Below are 18335 nucleotides of genomic sequence, written 5' to 3' on the forward strand. Positions count from 1 at the left end.
TTTTTGCCTTTAAATCTGAGCTGTATCGTTTCCGTGGTCCTGCCATCATCTTTCTCCTTTTGCACTCGTTCTGATACAGCTATTTTATCTTATTGACCTGTCCAGGATTACGGGACCATTATAAGGTCTTTGTGATCAAAAAGCACGTCTAGAAGCGATACTTGATGCAGCAGGCCAAGATGTTTCTCCATTCCTCGATGTTGTCGAGAGTTCAGTCCGTTAAAATTTACCGGTATATAGATTTTATTAGGTCTAGAGGAGGTTCATATGAGTCGTCAATCCCTAGTTCCTCGCATTGGTGAAAGTCTTACTCGGTTTACTGATCGAAGAAATTTTCTACGGAAAACAGCTGTTGGATTTTTCGGCTTTACAGCCGCTGCATTGGCTGAGTTCACACTTGTTCCTTCTGCTCATGCTACAAATTATTGTGCCAATCGCTCTGCATCTCAATCATGTAGTCCGCCTCGCGGCATCTATTGTTCAACCATAAGTACTTCTTATTGTAATGGCCCCGATTGTGCCGGGCCATGTCACCTCACTAAAGCCTATTATCCGAATACAGGCTGCTGGTGTACACAGACTCACTGTGCCGGTTCTTCTTCAGAATACTACGAATGCTGTGACTGCTCATGCCCTGGTGGTGATTGTGGGTGTTTTGGAGGTGTAGTAATCAGTCGAGCGTGCTAAGAGATAAACAGCATTTTATTAGCGTTATGTCTTACTCACGAGTATATATCAATATTTGCAAGCTTTTTCTATATAAACTAGCAATGATCGACTATATATTCGTGAGTTTCAAAGTGATCTGGTTTGGTAAAGGTTGATCGAAGATAAAATAATTTTAAAAGAGAGTGAATATGTATCTACTAATACTCCTTTTCTTATCCCTCACTTGTGGATTAATCAACGCTCATGCACCCTGAATATTCAATATGGCCATGGGCCTTAATTTCCTCGGTCGAGGGAACAAAAGAAAAGCAGTAATAGCAGGTGTATGTCATGTTTTTGGAGCTATTATTGGTGGATCAATGTTAGGTGGAGGACTTGGATGGTTGGGGGCATTACTACTATTACCAACCTGGAGGATTGAAGTTTTATGTATCATAGGTATTTTTGCTATCTGGCATAGTTTTTATGGTTCTTCCATGAAATTAGGTCGTCCGTGTCAGGTTAATCGTCGCTGGAAAAATAACAATATATCTGCTGCATGGGCCTACTTCCTATGGGGGATTCAGCTTGGATGTGGATTAGTCACTTTTATTCCTTATTCTTGTTTTGCCATACTAATGGGAGCACAAGCCACATCGGGTCCATGGAACGGGCTCATTTCTGGAGCAATATATGGTGGCACCAGAGAATTAGTAACACTTTTAGCGCTCTTTCATAAAAATAAAGACGGAAATAATTTGTTAAGCATCTCATCTTATTTTCCGTTATTAGAGCCCCTGGCTAGATACTCTAACATTTGTTGGATTATCATCGGTGTACCATTACTCATCATATTTGGTTTTTTGAAGTAGCAGCTCACCATCAACAATACAGCTATGCTTAAGATTAGGAGGTAAACCAGTAAAACATAAAAATATATGTTTTACTGGTTAAATTTAGAATGGCTTTTAATAAAATTTTGGTGCTTACTTTCGTTTCATTCATTTTTTTGTCTGCTTTTACTCAGCCAATTTCTGAGGCTGTACCGATTAAGCAAATCAGTACAGATCCTTATCTAAATACAAATGCTGAACATCAAACTGAGGTAGAACCTGCTACTTATGCTTTTAATTCTACCATCGTTTCTACCTTTCAAGTTGGGCGTTTTTTTGATGGAGGAAGCACCAATATTGGTGTTGCAACCTCTATAGATAGAGGTTTGACTTGGAAACAAAGTTTCCTTCAAGGAATTACTACTTATGCTGGAGGACATTTCGATAGTGTATCTGATCCCTCTGTTGCCTATGATACCAAACATCGTGTTTGGTTAATTTCATCTCTTGGACTTTCAACCTCTGGCGCCGCTGCCATTCTTGTAAGCCATTCGACAGATGGAGGAATAACATGGAGTTCTCCTGTTACTATTGCTCTTGATGACGGATCTTTAGGTTTCGATAAGGATTGGATAACGTGTGATACGAGTAAAAACAGCCCTTATTTTGGTCAATGTTATATAGAATGGGATGCCGCTTTCTCAAATGGCCTTGTTCTTATGAGCACTTCCATAGATGGTGGTTTAACCTGGAGCACACCAAATAGCCCAATTAATAGTAACAATTTCTTTGGTATTGGTGGACAACCTCTTGTGCAGCCAAATGGAACTGTTGTAGTTCCTATCTCTGGAATAGACAACTTTACTGGAAACGACAGCCTCTTTTCCTTTACGTCTACTGACGGTGGAAAAATTTGGAGCAAGGCGATTGTTATATCAACTATCACTGCATTTAATCCAAAAGCATCCTTTCGCGGAGGAGGTGGAGGTTTTCCTTCAGCTGGGATTAATAACTCAGGAAAGATATATGTACCATGGGCCGATTGCCGCTTTGAGCAAAATTGCTCTTCAAATGATATAGTATTTAGCATGTCTGATGATGGAATTAAATGGTCAGATATTCGCCTTATACCAATAAAGCCCACCGGAAGTAGTATTGATCCTATAATACCTGGACTTGCCGTTGATATAGATACAACTGGAAGTAACACACATCTTGCATTGGCCTTTTATTATTTAAGTGATGCAAATTGTTTTACCTATAATTGTCAACTTAATGTTGGCTTTATCTCCTCAACAGACAGTGGCACAAAATGGAGTAAAACGAAACAATTAGCTGGACCTATGTCACTCCCCTGGCTGGCAGATGCTGGAGGCTTCTTCGTTGGGGATTACATCTCCACTTCAATTATGAATAATCGGGCTTTCCCTGTTTTTGCGGTTGCAACAGCCCCTTCAGCCAATCATCTCAATGAAACTATGTATACCGTCGGGAAATCTGGTTTGAAGGTTGAAGCATGAACAAATGGATCTCGCTATTTATTGACGTACTTAGAAGAGCAGAAATGGATAATGTTCTTTTGTAGATCTTAACTGTTTAATATTTGCAAATAAGGAGATGGTTTTATGCTTCAGTCTTTTATGAGAAAGTACTGTGTTCTCTGTGTTTTCTTCGTCCTTTTCGCAGCTTGTACTCAGCAGCCATTATCTTCTCAAACTCCTTCAGCAACAGCAACCTCTGCCCCAACGCTAGCAACACTCCATCAGAGACCGCTTCACCTTCCCAAGGTTCTCACTGGCCAATCCTGTCCTGTATCATCTGCCATACAAGTTGCTGCCAATTTTCCGATTGCCATAGGAAATGGTCCTGCGTATGCAGCTATTGGGCTAGATCAATCTTCCCAACAACCTGTCATGCTATTTGCAGATGCACAGCATTATGCAAATGGACAGAGTCAGGGCTGGGGAGGAGCTAAAGTGCGCTGGTTTGTACGTCCCAGTTATTATGGCCCTCTCCTCATTAGAGGCTCCCAGCTCGATAATTCTCATCAAATCCGTTTTGATGATGGGCTACTTTCAGAAATTGCCTTAAATATTCCACAAGGAGACTCCCAACAGTGGTATGATCGACCTTCGGAGACACGTCTACAAGTGCCGGGATGTTATGCTTACCAAGTGGATGGAATACACTTTAGTCAGATACTCGTCTTTCAAGCTGTTGTTAAAAATTCATAGAGGCGTTTTTAGTTAAAGCACAAAAATGCCAGTGATTTTGTTTCCAGCGTGCTGAAGAGGCGTGAAGCACCAACACATGGTTAGGTAAGCGAAAAAGTTGGCAATTTTTCTAGTTGCGCAGTGTAACGCGTCAGTTACTTTGCGGCTGATGACAGTTTACGTTTGCGCCGTGTCGCGCTTGATGATATCCCTTTGAGGTGCTGACGGTCAAGTATTTCTGAAAAGCAACAGGTATTTAGGAGATAGTGAAGCGATATCCGATCCCCCAGACTGTGGTGATTTTATCGCCGAGCGGCCCTAATTTCTTACGCAGACGCGTAATATGGGTATCGACCGTGCGATCAAAACCATCGTAGTCATAGCCCCAGATCTGTTGAAGTAAGAAGTCCCGACTAAATGCCCGGCCGGGATGAGAGGTGAAAAGCACCAGGAGGTCATATTCGCGGGGTGTGAGATTGAGCTCAGCATTATGGAGCGAAACCACGTGTTCTGTTAGCTGAATACGTAACGGGCCACAGATAATAGGCGCAACGCTCACGGCTAGTTCTGGGACCTGTGAGGATAGAGGGGGCGCTGGTTGAGGCGGTTGAGGCGTCGACGTAGTTATACTATGCATCTGGTTATCCAGTTCGACGCGTCGTAACATCGCACGTACTCGTGCGGTCACCTCTCGAATACTAAACGGTTTGCTGATATAATCATCCGCGCCTACCTCTAATCCCAGGATGCGATCTACCTCTTCGGTGCGTGCAGTGAGCATAATAATAGGGATGAGATAGTTTTGCCGTACGCGGCGGCAGACAGAGAGACCATCTAATTTTGGTAACATCCAATCCAGGATGATAAGTTGTGGCGTATGGGTTGTTACTGTCTCCAATGCAGCCTCACCATCGAAGGCCTGGAAAACGGTATGACCTTCTGCTTTCAATGCATTGTACAATAAATTGCAAATATCCACCTCGTCTTCTACAACGAGAATCTTTGCCATACTCTCATCCTTCACCTATGTGCATCAATTTTTTGTATTTATATGTAGTATGCATAGTGTACCTCATTCCACTGCAGCATGTCTATATGGTTGACTCGAATAAAACTATATTTATACATGTGTAGAAACTTCGTGATAGATAGGTAATAAGACACGAAAGCAACTGCCCTCGCCGACCACGCTATCCACTGAGATCGAGCCACCCATTGCCAGAACAAAATCGTGCACAATCGCCAGCCCCAGGCCAAATCCACCTGAATGGCGGGCGCGTGAGGTATCGGTGCGATAAAAGCGTTCAAAGATATGCTCCAGTTCTTCTGGAGCCATTCCCACCCCTGTATCGGCTATACTCAGGACTATGTAGCGCTGATTCGCGGGCTGGAGCGAAATGGATACAATCCCCCCGTCCGGTGTATAGGTGATCGCGTTACGAACCAGATTGAGCAGGATTTGCAGCAGGCGCTGTCTATCAACCTGAACCGCTGGCAGGTGCGGTGCTATATCCCGGATCACGCTCACCTGACGCTCACGCTTAGCCAGCGGCATTAGCGCCTGATAGACTTCTTCGACCACATTACCTGCCTGGACCTCTGTAAGATCCACACGCAGTTCATGTGTCTCTGCCCGGGCGACTGAAAGAAGATCGTTGACAAGCGTGCCCAGACTTACTGACTCCCGCTGCACAATCTCCAGATACGTTCGGACTGTTTCCATGGACGGTAACGTTTCAGCGCTCGCGTCAAACTCCAGGAGCAGGGCATCAATGTGGCCGCGAATACTGGCAATGGGTGTGCGCAACTCATGAGAGACATTTACAATCAGATCCCGCCGGAGCTTATCTGCCAGTTCTGCCCGGGCATGTTCTTTTTCCGCTATTTCAACCGCCTGAGCCAGGCGCATGGCCTGATCACTCATTCCCAATGAGGCCCGTGCAAAGTAGGACCAGAGTGTGCCTAATCCTACAATAACGTAGAGCAATGCAAATGGTATGCCACCACCTGTACAGATAGCGAAGAAGAATTTCCTCGTCAGCTTTTTCTTTGTAAAGGCCAGCGTAAACAGGATACCAAAAGGGGTAATCAACAAAGCAAGGACGCTCAAAACGATGATTAAAACAAATATCAGAATGATAATGACCAGGGTGAGGACAAAGGAGAGCAGACCAAATGGAAACTTGAGCGAGAGATAGCCCAGACTTTTCCAGGTCACTGAGCGCCGCAGATGCAGCAGGATGCGTTGCACCCAATGGCGATCAGCAGGGAGCGGGGCAGCCATGGGGGCAATATCGGCCTTGAGCCAGTGTATAGAGAGAGATCGTTCCCAACTTCCAAATTTCCACCACAACCAGAAAAAAAGTACCGTCAGAGGGAGACCAATAATGACCAGATCCAGCATTCCCAGACAGAGTCCCAGGAGCAGCATGATAAAGTAGAGTAGACCCAGTGGAAAGGCAAGCAGATGATAGAGTATCGTTTGATATGTCTGTTTGCTTTGCGCAAGTTGTAGTAAAGGATTAATCATCTTCAGCCCCTTTGTATATTCTCATAGTGAGCAAATAGAGAAACGGTTCAGGTAAATGGAGTATCTTTCTGGCTGAAAGAATCAGCCAGCAAACCGTTCACAACAGTATTCAATGCTATGAACTAGCATAGAGTGCAAATGTTACAGGAGTATGACAAAACCATGCCCACTCAGTTACATACATTCCCTCAGTCAGCAATTGAGCATATCGTTACAAAATTGACACAAAATCATCATATATTTGGCAAGTCATGCATGTATCCTCTGTATATCAAGACCTATGGCAGAAGAAAATTATTATCGTTTTCATAAAAGCTTTCGCTAAGGAGAAGGATATTATGATGAAAAGCATGCAAGCCACGCCAGCGATTTTGTTTGATGCAAAACAAAAACGCTTTGCCAGCAAAACGCTCTACCTGTTACTTTCGTTCCCATTGAGTCTCATCTCCTTCATTCTGATAGTTACCTTTTTTTCTATCAGTGTTAGCACTATCATTATCTGGATAGGGTTACCACTCTTGTTATTAACCCTGGGCATGGTGCGGATAATTGCCAGCATTGAACGAGATATGGCAATTGGACTGCTAGGGGTGAATATCCCTGTTCGTGAACCGCGTGATCATTCACAACTACGTCTGGGAACGCTGTTCCGTGTGATGTTGCAGGATAGCGCTACCTGGAAAAGTCTGCTCTACATTTTTATCAAATTTCCTTTATCCATCTTTTCGTTTTGTATCACTCTCACTTTATCTCTTACTACCCTGGCCTTACTACTCTTACCGTTGACCTATATTATTCTGACACTTGTCTTTCAGGCCAATGGTATCCATATCGCAAATCAGATTCCTGCCATGTGGCAGATGGTAACGCTCCAAATTACTGGAGAATTTACGATCCAGGACTTGCTTAAATCTATCCTTTACGGCGTTTCTCTGGGACTTCTCTTCTGGTTTGTTTCACGCGTCGTAATCAACGGATTAGCCTGGATATCTGGTGAGATCGCCCGTGTGTTGTTGGGCACACCAATGAGGGCGCTCCCGAAAACGGAGCACTACAATGTTGCCATGCCAGCACTGCTGCCAACCATCCAACCAGGTATGCTGGATTAATCTAGATGCTAAGCGTGCTGGTATCAATAGCCTTTTTACACCAACATCTATCAATTTTGTGGGGGCATAAAAAAGCCGGTACCTGAACGCCTGGTCTGGGGATCACCATAGGAAAGCGATCTGTGTTTCCATGGTGGTCCTCAAGCCAGGCGTTCAGGTACTGCAATGTATAAATGTATATTCAATATGAGTATATTTAATCCCAATCAGATATCTGTAGGAACGCGACACCCACAACTGCACGTTTGCTCTGCTTTATCGGTATGGGCTTGATAATATCTTCTGTGATATCGAAATCAAGCACAGATTGAAAGCCAGCCTTATGTATTCCCTTTTCTGATGCATGGTTAAATGGCGCATAGAGAATCCAGAAACGATCAAAATGTTCACGCTCTTGTTCAAGAATAGCTTGTAGCAGGTGAGGATAGATGTTGTGACCACGCCAATCCGGTAAGGTTGCGAAATCCCAGAGATAACAATTGCGTGCCGGTAGCTCGAAGCGAAGATCGATTTCGATGACTTCTCCGACCGTGGTGGCTACCCAGCCATAACCAGCTGGTGTTTCCGCGACAGAAGCGAGATAAGGTATGCTGCCTTCGGCGATGCGCCGTTCAACCTCTTCAACCTCCAGATGGGCCAGACGCGCTAATAAGGATAAATCAGAGGTGCGGTGTGCCGAAAATTGTGGCACTGGTGCGATTTCCGGCACTGGATCGCCCCGCCACCAGGTTGCTAAAGCCATACGTTTCCTTCTTTTTCATTGTCCCTCTTTCTCTTTCAACAAAGTCCGAGTGCTGACACAGCCTCTCTACTAGAATTATTACACGACTATTCATATAAATGTCTGTATATATCTCAGACGAAAAAGGGACACCTTATTATAATCTATGCAGATTGTATTACTGAATAGAGATTTAGTTGTTCCATTCTGTCTCATTATATCATCTATATACATTGCTAAGGCACAGTCCTTTGCGATGGAACAGTCCTTTGCCCTGAGAAAGCTCAAAAAATTCTCTGAGCTGAACCTGTAGTTGGATTTTAATCCTTCTGTCTACTCTCACCCTATCATTTGTTACGGTAACGCCATCTAATCCAAATCTCCTAAAGATTTTCTCACGGTGGCTGCACATTCATATGTATCCTTATGGGCTGAAAGTAGGAGTTTCTCTAAAGATGTTATGTAAAGATGGTACAAACGTTTTTCTTAAGTGGGTCGACAATAATAATTATTACCAATTGTAAGCATATTGTTATCTATAATCACTACTCGCTATATTCATATTGTTCAATATATCAATGTGAATTTTTAGAAGCTGCTATTTCAATGAAGTCGTGAATACCGCTAATGACCATTCTGGCGGTAGGTAAAGAGGAAGATGAAAGCACTCATGACGAGTCTGCTTATTGGTATCTGGGTTGCGTTACTCTGGGGATTGAATGATGTATTAGCGACCTTTTCAGTGCGTCGTTTTACACCCCTGGCAACAACGCTTCTCTCGCAGGGAAGTAGCCTGTTTGCCCTGATATGTGTTGTTATGGTTGTGTATGGCTATCCTTTTTTTTACAGTAACTTTCTGGTCTGGTCCGCTATCTTGCCAGGTATTGTCATCGGTGCTATTGCGGCTCTGGGGTATTTCGCTTTATACCGTGCGCTTGAGCTGGGTCCACTGATGCTCACGAGCCCTTTAGCTTCAAGTAGTGCGGCTGTGACACTCATTTTGTCTACCCTTTTTTTGCAAGAGACTCTGACTCCTCTGACGATGGTTGCTATCGTCTGTATCCTCGCCGGAGAGGTATGTGCAGTGTCGCACTTTCCATCGCTCGCTAAACGGAAGCATCCTCAGAAAGAGCGAAATGTTGATAGATTGGGGACATTGACAGGGGAGTTAGAGAAAACTCACAAGCTGGCGATGGTATCCCTTCCGATAGAAGCACACACAACGCAGACAATGATGTCCTATCAGAAGACTTCTCGTACTGCTCACCCGTGGGCAGAAACGCATCCAGCTCCCAGGCAGTCGACTTTCTCTTTCACTGATCTGTTCAGACGATTAAAGCTGAGCCTACAGATAGATACGTTGAAGTTGGGCTTGTTCTGGACAATGGTGACGATGGTCGCATTTGGCTGTATGGATTTTGGGCTGGGTACCGTTGCCGTATTTTCAAACTGGTTAATGCCCATTCTCTGGATGCGCATCTCAAGTGTGATTCTCCTGCTATTTGTCAGGGGGTGGCAGCAAAAGCAAGAGGGAGATCCTCCTGTCCATACTGAAAAGCCGCATAAAGCGCTCTGGATATTCCCCCGTCTCAGCTATGATTGTTTTCTACCAATTATCATCGGCTGTATTGAAAACCTGGCGATCCTCCTGTTCAGTCTGGCAGCGAAACAATTGCATTTAATTCAAGCCCTTGGCCTCTCCAGACCAAACCATCAGGGGAATCCGCTGGCACAGAAAGAGTCGCGCATCATGTCTACATCCTATCAACCATTTCCCTCCACCGACGCTCCCAAACAATCCAAGCAGTCCAAGCAGTCCAACCCAACTAATCCATCAAGTCAGCCCCGGCGGAAATAGGGAAAGCTCGAGCTGGGATAGCTATCTAGCTATCTAGCTATCGACGAGCGTGAGCGCGTGAGAGCGCGAGAAAAATCCACTCAGCATGCTACGACAGCATGAGGTATTGGCAATGTCGCCAGTACCTCATGCTGTTAATCTCTTCTTGATGAGTATGTGTGATAAATCAGAACACGCAGCAAGAGAGAAAGCAGATAATCATTTAAGCAACAGCTTGTTTTATTGTATTTCCCAGACGCTCGGAATAGCTTCAGGCGTTAAACCATGCCTTTTGCCAGCCTTTCATTTGCTGGATCTCCGCACTCTGAGCCTGAATAATGGCCTGGCTCAATTTGAGTAATTCAGGACGTTGTGTTTTTCCAGGAATCAGGCGCGCCATATTGATCCCTTGCTGATGGTGTTGGATCATCAAGCTATTAAACTGCTTATCAAAAATTGCATTCTTCGCCATTCTGAGCTTATACATGCTGGCTGTCATGGCTGTCATGCCTGGAACTTGCGCAGTATTTGCAAGTGGCTTTACATGATACCACTGGTTTAACCAGCCAGTCATATTTTTGATATCCTGAGTTTGGCTTGTGATAATCCGCTGGGACAATGTGCTAAGCTCAACTCTCTTTGTATGAGCCGGGACCATGCTCGCCATATCAATGGCTACTTGATGATGAACGATCATTTCTTGCATGAATTGTACTTCAAAATCTTTGCCAGTTAGACTGCTGAGGCTACTCGTCATAGGATCGGTAGTCATTATGATAGCCGATTTTGTAGGATGGCTTGTGGGACGGTTCGTTGTTCCGCCGGGTACGCCTGCTATCCTGGCATGATTGGTCGTATTCGTTGTGGTCGTCGGGGTAGTGGTTGTGTCTGTGCCTCCACACCCCGCAAGCACAAAGATAAGAAGGAGGCTTCCAAGGAGGCTCCAGCACCGATAATTCATCATAATCTGTAACTTCTTTCTATGCATCTGTGTGTGGAAACCAGCGACAACATCCTCATATCTCTTCTGTTTTTCCACAAAACAATTTTTACACTTCCCTGTTATTGTACAGAGGAAAATTTATTTGCTGCTACCAATTATGCGCTAAACACTGATGGTGCCTGTATAACTGCTAGCAGTATATTCCCTTGCTTATTTCTATTGTACAGACTATGCATGAGAAATTTACTACGAAACTTCCTGATTTGTTGCCTCCTTATACTCTAGTTATTTTTGCGTCTGGTGATCAGGTCATTTATAAATAGAGCTATTTTACAGTAATATTATGCTATACTCTCACAAAAGGAACAGCTTGAAGCAGGGATATGCCTGTAGAAATGCAAGCCATAACAAAGAATAAAAGGAAATATGTATGTTCACGATGAAACGCCTGGTGAGGGCTTTTGACGGTATGTCGACCGTAAAATTAGCTGGGAAAGATCGCGGTGGGGAACAGGGGGAGGATGACGCTGAACTGATCATTCGCGCTGGCGGTCAGGGATGTTATATGCGCAATCCAATTCTTCCTCATCCACGTAAGCCAGGTTTTTTTCTGGAGTCCGATTTTCTCGTTTACGCGCATGGTGCGCTCTTTTGTGTAGAAATCAAGAACTATCGCGGACGCGTCTATTATCCTACTCGAACCCATACCATCTATGTGAAAAAAGGCTGGTTTATTTTTAAAAGAACCGTTGCACAGACGGTTGTTGATGGTTATGATTATTCAAAAGTAATTCAGGAGAAGAGCGGCTATAATGGTGAAGGAATAACGACCCGTGAACAGCCGAATCCTCTGACGAAGACACAGAATATTGTGGATGATCTGCAACGCTTTTTACCACGTGTTGATACGCATTTTCAGGGTGTTCCTATCTATCCCGTGCTCGGCTTCTCTGAGAAGACAGATATCAGTGCTATTTATGATTTTAAAGCTGGCATTATTCATATTTCAGAACTCCCCAAATTCTTCGCGGCCCATGGCAATGGCACGCCCAGTAAAGCTCAGGTACAACGAATGCAGCAGGCATTGAATCTCTTGCCTACCTGGGACCGCATCTGGACCACTAACAATGAAATGTTTTATGGAACCATTACTGATCGTGATTTTACATTTAAAGATATAAATAATCGCACCTATACGCTTCCCTATCAGCAAATCCAATCGATTGAGTTGAAACGTGACGGCGCCTTTTCCGCCTATGATGATCTCACGGTGTTCTATAGCAATGGAAAAAAGCAAGCATTTCGTTGTACAGGTGGCGAGATTCATCTGGATCGTTTTCAGGGGGAGAAGCAGATACACAGGTTGCGCAATGTGACCAGGATTGTGGCTGGTATCGCAAATAAACAGTTTTAACCCCTGCGCTCCCTTGCATCTTTATGACTTTGAGCGAGCCCCGGCAATAGATGCCGAGCATTACTATACAGCATCTGTTGCCGTGACTCTTCATTCAATCTATTCCTCTTGCTGATTGCTGGCAGAAATACCAGAGATGTGCCCCTGCTTGTAGGGTCTCCTCTTTCCACGGCTCAGGATTTGTTGCAACTGTCCGCTACATTTTTTACCACGCACCAGATTTGACAGGCTTCACACCAGCCTTGCACATTTTCGTCTTGCACCTCAATCCGAGAGAGACGTTGGGCACACTTGCAGACATAGCCATGAGGACGCGCTGGATTCCCAAAGACAAGGGTATACGGTGCCACATCATGTGTGACGACTGCGCCAGCACCAACCAGGGCGAAGGTACCAATGGTTATTCCACAAACAATTACAGCATGCGCTCCGATAGATGCTCCATATGCGATCCGCGTTGGTGAAATATGCCAATCATCAGCATTCTGGAGCCTCCCTGAGGGAGTGATTGCACGTGGAAACTGATCATTGGTAAAACAGACGTGCGGCCCGATAAAAACGCCATCCTCTACCGTGACCCCTTCGAAAAGGGAGACATGATTTTGAATCTTGACGCGTGAACCTATTTGTACGCGCGTGTCAATATATACTCCGTTGCCAATATTGCACTCGGACCCGATAGCCGCGTATGCACGCACATGAGCATTGCGCCATATCCGTGTTTTCTCTCCGATAGATGCTTCGGCTGCTACCTCTGCCTCTGGATGAATAGAGCATGATGTATGAATCATTTTTATCTTTTCCTTTTGAAACGCACAAAAGATTTGCATAGCCTTAAAGAATGCCTGAATTGCAGCGCTATTCTTTCCTGCTGATTATAGTATAAGCGAAGTAGAAAGCAGAATTCGTATTTTTTTAATTAAATGCATAAAGAGAGTTTTTTGTATGCGGTATGATAAAAACATACTTTGGTGATATGGTTACAGACTGGATGTAAAAATCAGGTTGAAATCTGATTTGACATTTAGACAAGAGGAAAACTTTCATGATTCCTATCGCTCATCCTCTGATTGGTATAGAGGAGAAAAATGCTGTGCTCCAGGTATTGGAGTCTGCGCAACTGGCACAAGGTGAGCAAGTGTTGCGCTTCGAACGCGAGTTTGCCAGGGCCTGTCAGGTTGAAGATGCGATCGCAGTTTCCTCCGGCACCGCCGCGCTGTATCTGGCCTTGCTTGCACATGGTATTGGTCCTGGTGATGAGGTGATCACAACCGCCTTTAGTTTTGCCGCGACAGCCAATGTGATTTTCCTGGTCGGTGCGACTCCAGTATTTGTGGATATAGAGTCCGATACGTATAATCTTGATCCTGCCTTAGTTGCCAGAGCGGTGACAAAAAAGACGAAAGCCATCCTCCCGGTACATCTCTACGGAAATCCTTGCTCGATTGGTCAGTTATTGCAGATTGCTGAGGAACATCATCTGACGCTTATTGAGGATGCGTGTCAGGCGCATGCGGCAACTGTTCATGGCAAGCCAGTCGGCGGTTTTGGCACGGGATGCTTCTCCTTTTATGCCACAAAAAATATGACCACAGGTGAAGGTGGCATGGTCACGACCAACAATTCCACTGTGGCTGAGCGGGTGCGTTTGCTGCGCAATCATGGACAGAAAGCACGCTACAGCCACATTGCATTGGGATACAACCTGCGTATGACCGACATTCAAGGCGCGCTTGGTGTGGTCCAACTTAAACGTTTGGAACAGATGACTGAACAGAGGATAGCCAACGCAACCTTCTTGACTGAACAGTTACAGACAGCGCTACAAACGCCCGTCGCGCATCCTGAGCATCGGCATGTCTACCATCAATACACAATACAAGTGCCTGATGAGCGAGATGCCTGGATAGGACGTTTGCAAGCGCGGGGCGTTGGCAGTTGTGTCCATTATCCTGTGCCCATCCATCGGCAACCTTTCTATCAAGCACATCCGGACACGTATCGGTGCATAGGTTCTCATGGAACAGCCTCTGCTAGCTATGCGGATGCGCGCTTACCAATCACAGAAGCGGCGGCACAACATGTTCTATCCTTGCCTGTACATCCTGCTCTCAGTACAGAAGATCTGGCGACGATTGCCAGGGAGGTGCTTAACCTATGCCATTAAAAGTTGGAGTCGTGGGTGCTGGCACCATGGGTATGAATCATCTGCGCGTCCTCTCTGATTTCAGTGAAGATCAGGCGCGACTGGTGGGAGTTGCCGAGGCAGCAGAGCCAGCTTTACACAAAGCCATGAGCCGTTTTCATGTCGCGGGCTATACCGATTATCGTCGGATGGTAGAGGAAACCCATCCAGATCTTGTCTCGGTCGTGGTGCCTACCAATTTACATTTTGAGGTTGCCTCCTATTTATTAGATCAGGGTATCAATGTGCTGATCGAAAAGCCCATGACAAGCACTCCTGAGGAAGCCGCTTCGCTGATTCGCCTGGCACGTCTGCGGAATGTGAAGATTGCCATTGGACATATTGAACGCTTTAATCCAGCCATTCTCGAGTTAAAGCGCCATCTTCTGCTGGGTGAACCCGGCAAACTCTTTCAATTGCATGCACGTCGTCTGGGGCCTTTTCCTCCGCGTATTCGCGATGTTGGCGTGATTCTGGATCTGGCTACCCATGACGTTGATATTATGCGGTATCTCACAAATTCTGAGGTAAAGCAGACTTACGCAGAGACGCAACGGCGGATTCACAGCACGTGTGAGGATTTATTGCTGGGAATTCTGCGTTTTCACGACGATGTGATCGGGGTACTGGATGTCAATTGGCTGACACCAACCAAGGTGCGTGAACTCACGGTGACGGGGGAGAAAGGTATGTTCCTGGTGAACTATCTCACTCAGGACATCACTTTTTATGAGAACGATTATACTTCCACCTCCTGGGATGCTTTGCGTTCTCTTTCGGGTGTGAGTGAGGGAACCATGACGCGCTTTAAAGTACAGAAAGCCGAACCATTGCGCCTGGAATATGAAGATGTGTTGCAGGCCATACGTACTGATACCCGGCCCACCGTAACGGGCGAGGATGGTCTGGAAACGTTAAAGGTGGCTTATCGTTTACTTGCATCTGCGACCTCCACTGGTGCGATGGTCGAACAAAGAGAGGTGCAGTATGCAAATAAACACAACTAGCTTCGTTTCTGCTCCACTCACCATTGCGGTGGTCGGTTTAGGCAAAATCGGTCTGCCGCTGGCGGTGCAATACGCCAGACATGGACAGCGCGTGATTGGTTGCGATATCAATCAGGAGGTGGTTGATAATCTGAATGCGGGGCGGTCTCACATCCAGGAGGAGTCTGAACTGGCAACCGATGTGCCGCGTCTGATACGTGCGGGTTTCTTTTCCGCCACGACTTCGACGCAAGCTGCAGTCTGCGAGGCACAGGTCGTCGTGGTGATTGTGCCGGTGGCGATTGATGCAGAGCATGTGGTCAATACAGCACACATTGATGCCGCAAGCCGGGCGATTGGCGATGCGTTACAACCTGGCACGCTGGTGATCTATGAGACGACTCTACCAGTAGGCACGACATCCCGTCATTTGCGCCAGTTACTGGAACAAACCTCGCAACTTCAGGCCGGGAAAGATTTTTACCTTGCATATAGTCCTGAGCGTGTCTCGTCTGGCTCTGTCTTTCATGATCTGCGCATGTATCCCAAGGTTGTCGGTGGTATCGATGCGGCCAGCACGGAGCGCGCTATCACTTTTTATCGCTCGGTGCTGGATGCAGAGATTATCGCGATGGCCTCAACGGATGAGGCAGAGTTTGTCAAACTGATTGAGACGACGTATCGGGATGTAAATATTGCGCTGGCGAATGAATATGCCTGCTATGCTGACATGCATCAGCTCAATGTTCATGCTGCGATAGCCGCCGCCAATACTCAGCCCTATTCGCATATTCACACGCCCGGCGTGGGGGTAGGGGGACATTGTATTCCTGTCTATCCTTACTTCCTGTTCTCAAATCCATTGGATCACGCCCAACCCGGTCTGGCTGATACTGCGCATACGATGCTCACTTTGCCACGTCAGGCTCGTCAGATCAATGATGGGATGGCAGAATATACGATTCAACGCCTGGAGGAAGTGGTCGGGCCACTCTACCAGCAATCCGTCTTGTTGCTCGGTGTCGCTTATCGGGGAGACGTACGCGAAACAGCTTTTACCAGCGCTAGATTATTGCAGGCCGCACTACGATACCGCGATGCTATTGTTTATGCTGATGATGTGTTTTTTAACGAGGATGAGCTGAAAGAGCTCGGCTATACTGCCTTACCTGCTGGCTATGAGGACCGCATTACCGCTGTCATACTGCAATGTGATCATCGTGCATATCATCACTTCAATTTCTCACCCTTCAGTCGTTGTCAGGTAGTGCTTGATGGACGCCATGCCCTGCGCCGGGCCGAAATTGAGGCCGCCGGTATGCACTATCTTTCCATTGGAGATGGAACGACTCTTGCCGTAAAAAATGACAATGCACAACGTTTAGCGAAAAAAACGGTCTCTTAGTCGAAGAGCATGAAGTGATGCAACTTGCTTTAGCAAGCGATGATGAGGAGAAGGAGAAAGTGCCACATATTCTATTTGTTACGCCCTATTATCCACCGGAAATAACTCCGCCAGCCATGCGTATCCATGAGATGGCGCTACGACTGGTGCGCCTGGGGCATCAGGTGACTGTGCTCACGACTTTTCCCAACTTTCCTTCTGGTGTTGTCCCGCTTGCGTATCGTGGTCATAGACAGTTACGTGAGCAAAAAGATGGCATTACTATTGTGCGCGTCTGGAGCTATATCAGTCCCAATCGAGGCTTTTTGCGCCGTATTCTGGCGCAGCTTTCCTTCGGATGTGTCGCCCCTTTCCTTGGGGGGAGCGCCGTCGGGCAGCCGGATGTGATTATTGTTGAGTCCCCGCCACTTTTTAATGCTATTGCGGGACGCCTGCTAGCTTCCTGGAAGCGCTGTCCCTTTATCTTTACGGTGGCTGATCTCTGGCCGGAGGTCGCGGTAAAGATGGGTATGTTGCGCAATCGTCTACTCATCCGCCTGGCCGAATGGCTGGAGTGGACGACATATCAACGTGCAGCGCTTGTCTGGGTTGTCACTGAAGGATTGCGGGCTATCTTGTTACAACGCGGACTGGCTGCCAGCCATATTTTTGTGGTGACCAATGGAGTTGACTGTACAACCTTTTGTCCCAGTGTAAAAGCACTGGCTCGGGCCGAGTTGGCTTGGGATAACCGCTTTACTGTATTGTATGCGGGTAGCCACGGTCCTTCCCATGGATTAGGGGCGATCATTGATACGGCTGAGCGCTTGCACGCTTGTAAGGATATCCGTATTATCTTAGTTGGCGATGGGGCAGAGAAAGAGGCTTTAATGGCTGATGCGCAAAGACGCGGGCTGAGCAATATCACTTTTCTGGACCCGCAACCCTATGAGCGTATCCCGCTGCTATTAGCCGCCTCAGACGCGTGCCTGGCGACTGCAAGTAAGGCCATTCTTTTTCAAGGTGTGTTACCCGTAAAGATGTATGAAGCGATGGCTTGCGCTCGCCCTATTATCCTCGCTGTGGATGGAGAAGCCTGCCGGGTCGCGATTCAGGAAGCTGGAGCAGCCATTTATGCCGAACCTGAAAATCCGGCTGCCATTGCTGATGCCATCCTCTACTTGCATGAGCATCCATTTGAAGCTGAAGTACTCGGGCAGCGAGGCCGTGCATTTGTTGAGCAGCATTTTGACCGTAACCAGCTGGTGAAAAAACTCCATCAGCAGATTATGACGGTTCTGCATAGAAATGATACCACACCATATCATGAATGGCTTGCTGACAGCGCTCCATTCCAACTGCCAGAGACTGAGCCATTGAGTAGCGCATGCGGTTCACGCGATAGGGGCAGTGCTATATGATCCTTAAACCCCAAAAGACCTTGCTGAAAGAGGTAGGGACAACATGTACATGCGTAAAGCAAGATGAGCAATTCGAAATGTTCTCCGGCCAGGAGGGAAGAATATCCTTCC

General features: G+C 46.3%; 14 protein-coding genes. 9 read left to right on the forward strand and 5 right to left on the reverse strand.

Features of this window, described 5'->3' with window-relative positions; genetic code table 11:
- Positions 1-932 precede the first annotated feature (932 nt).
- Both F1593_RS18040 and F1593_RS18045 read left to right on the forward strand, forming a co-directional pair.
- Positions 933-1520: a hypothetical protein gene (locus tag F1593_RS18040; RefSeq protein ID WP_149402961.1), complete on the forward strand. Its 588-nt coding sequence runs from the start codon at positions 933-935 to the stop codon at positions 1518-1520.
- A gap of 89 nt (positions 1521-1609) precedes the next feature.
- On the forward strand, positions 1610-3001 hold the full coding sequence (locus F1593_RS18045; protein ID WP_149402962.1) for a sialidase family protein: 1392 nt from the start codon (positions 1610-1612) through the stop codon (positions 2999-3001).
- 949 nt (positions 3002-3950) lie between these two features.
- On the opposite strand, the gene F1593_RS18055 is transcribed toward F1593_RS18045, so the two are convergent.
- Both F1593_RS18055 and F1593_RS18060 read right to left on the reverse strand, forming a co-directional pair.
- Positions 3951-4703 carry a response regulator transcription factor gene (locus F1593_RS18055; RefSeq protein ID WP_149402964.1) on the reverse strand — a complete coding sequence of 251 codons (753 nt, stop codon included), beginning with the start codon at positions 4701-4703 and terminating at the stop codon, positions 3951-3953.
- A 111-nt stretch (positions 4704-4814) separates the two neighbouring features.
- The gene (locus F1593_RS18060; protein ID WP_149402965.1) at positions 4815-6224 is read right to left on the reverse strand and encodes a sensor histidine kinase; all 1410 of its coding nucleotides are present in this window, start codon (positions 6222-6224) and stop codon (positions 4815-4817) included.
- 338 nt (positions 6225-6562) lie between these two features.
- Here F1593_RS18060 and F1593_RS18065 point away from each other — a divergent pair, with 338 nt between their 5' ends.
- Positions 6563-7333, forward strand: a complete 771-nt coding sequence (locus F1593_RS18065; protein ID WP_172632224.1) for a sensor domain-containing protein — start codon at positions 6563-6565, stop codon at positions 7331-7333.
- A 196-nt stretch (positions 7334-7529) separates the two neighbouring features.
- Here the strand turns inward: F1593_RS18065 and F1593_RS18070 are convergent, their stop codons facing one another.
- Positions 7530-8075 (reverse strand): GNAT family N-acetyltransferase, encoded by a 546-nt coding sequence (locus F1593_RS18070; RefSeq protein WP_149402967.1) that lies wholly within the window; start codon positions 8073-8075, stop codon positions 7530-7532.
- Between the two features lie 649 nt (positions 8076-8724).
- Here F1593_RS18070 and F1593_RS18075 point away from each other — a divergent pair.
- Positions 8725-9912: an EamA family transporter gene (locus tag F1593_RS18075; RefSeq protein WP_172632225.1), complete on the forward strand. Its 1188-nt coding sequence runs from the start codon at positions 8725-8727 to the stop codon at positions 9910-9912.
- Between the two features lie 250 nt (positions 9913-10162).
- On the opposite strand, the gene F1593_RS18080 is transcribed toward F1593_RS18075, so the two are convergent.
- Entirely contained in the window at positions 10163-10855 is a 693-nt protein-coding gene (locus tag F1593_RS18080; protein ID WP_172632226.1) for a DUF305 domain-containing protein, read from the reverse strand.
- A gap of 409 nt (positions 10856-11264) precedes the next feature.
- Between F1593_RS18080 and F1593_RS18085 the strand changes: the two genes are divergently transcribed.
- Positions 11265-12248, forward strand: coding sequence for a nuclease-related domain-containing protein (locus tag F1593_RS18085; protein WP_149402970.1), 984 nt, complete (start codon positions 11265-11267; stop codon positions 12246-12248).
- Positions 12249-12421: 173 nt separating this feature from the next.
- On the opposite strand, the gene F1593_RS18090 is transcribed toward F1593_RS18085, so the two are convergent.
- On the reverse strand, positions 12422-13039 hold the full coding sequence (locus F1593_RS18090) for an acyltransferase (protein ID WP_149402971.1): 618 nt from the start codon (positions 13037-13039) through the stop codon (positions 12422-12424).
- 254 nt (positions 13040-13293) lie between these two features.
- On the opposite strand from F1593_RS18090, the gene F1593_RS18095 reads away from it, so the two are divergent.
- Genes F1593_RS18095 through F1593_RS18110 form a run of 4 tightly spaced genes read left to right on the forward strand, consistent with a single transcriptional unit; the run spans position 13294 to position 18224 of the window.
- Positions 13294-14415, forward strand: a complete 1122-nt coding sequence (locus tag F1593_RS18095) for a DegT/DnrJ/EryC1/StrS family aminotransferase (protein WP_149402972.1) — start codon at positions 13294-13296, stop codon at positions 14413-14415.
- Complete coding sequence (locus F1593_RS18100; protein ID WP_149402973.1) at positions 14406-15440, forward strand: Gfo/Idh/MocA family protein; 1035 nt, start codon at positions 14406-14408, stop codon at positions 15438-15440. The genes F1593_RS18095 and F1593_RS18100 overlap by 10 nt, the downstream gene beginning before the upstream one ends.
- The gene (locus tag F1593_RS18105) at positions 15421-16824 is read left to right on the forward strand and encodes a nucleotide sugar dehydrogenase (protein WP_149402974.1); all 1404 of its coding nucleotides are present in this window, start codon (positions 15421-15423) and stop codon (positions 16822-16824) included. The genes F1593_RS18100 and F1593_RS18105 overlap by 20 nt, the downstream gene beginning before the upstream one ends.
- 17 nt (positions 16825-16841) lie before the next feature.
- Positions 16842-18224 (forward strand): glycosyltransferase family 4 protein, encoded by a 1383-nt coding sequence (locus F1593_RS18110; protein WP_149402975.1) that lies wholly within the window; start codon positions 16842-16844, stop codon positions 18222-18224.
- Positions 18225-18335 lie beyond the last annotated feature (111 nt).

The sequence above is a fragment of the Dictyobacter arantiisoli genome (assembly GCF_008326305.1).
In the GTDB taxonomy this organism is placed as follows: domain Bacteria; phylum Chloroflexota; class Ktedonobacteria; order Ktedonobacterales; family Ktedonobacteraceae; genus Dictyobacter; species Dictyobacter arantiisoli.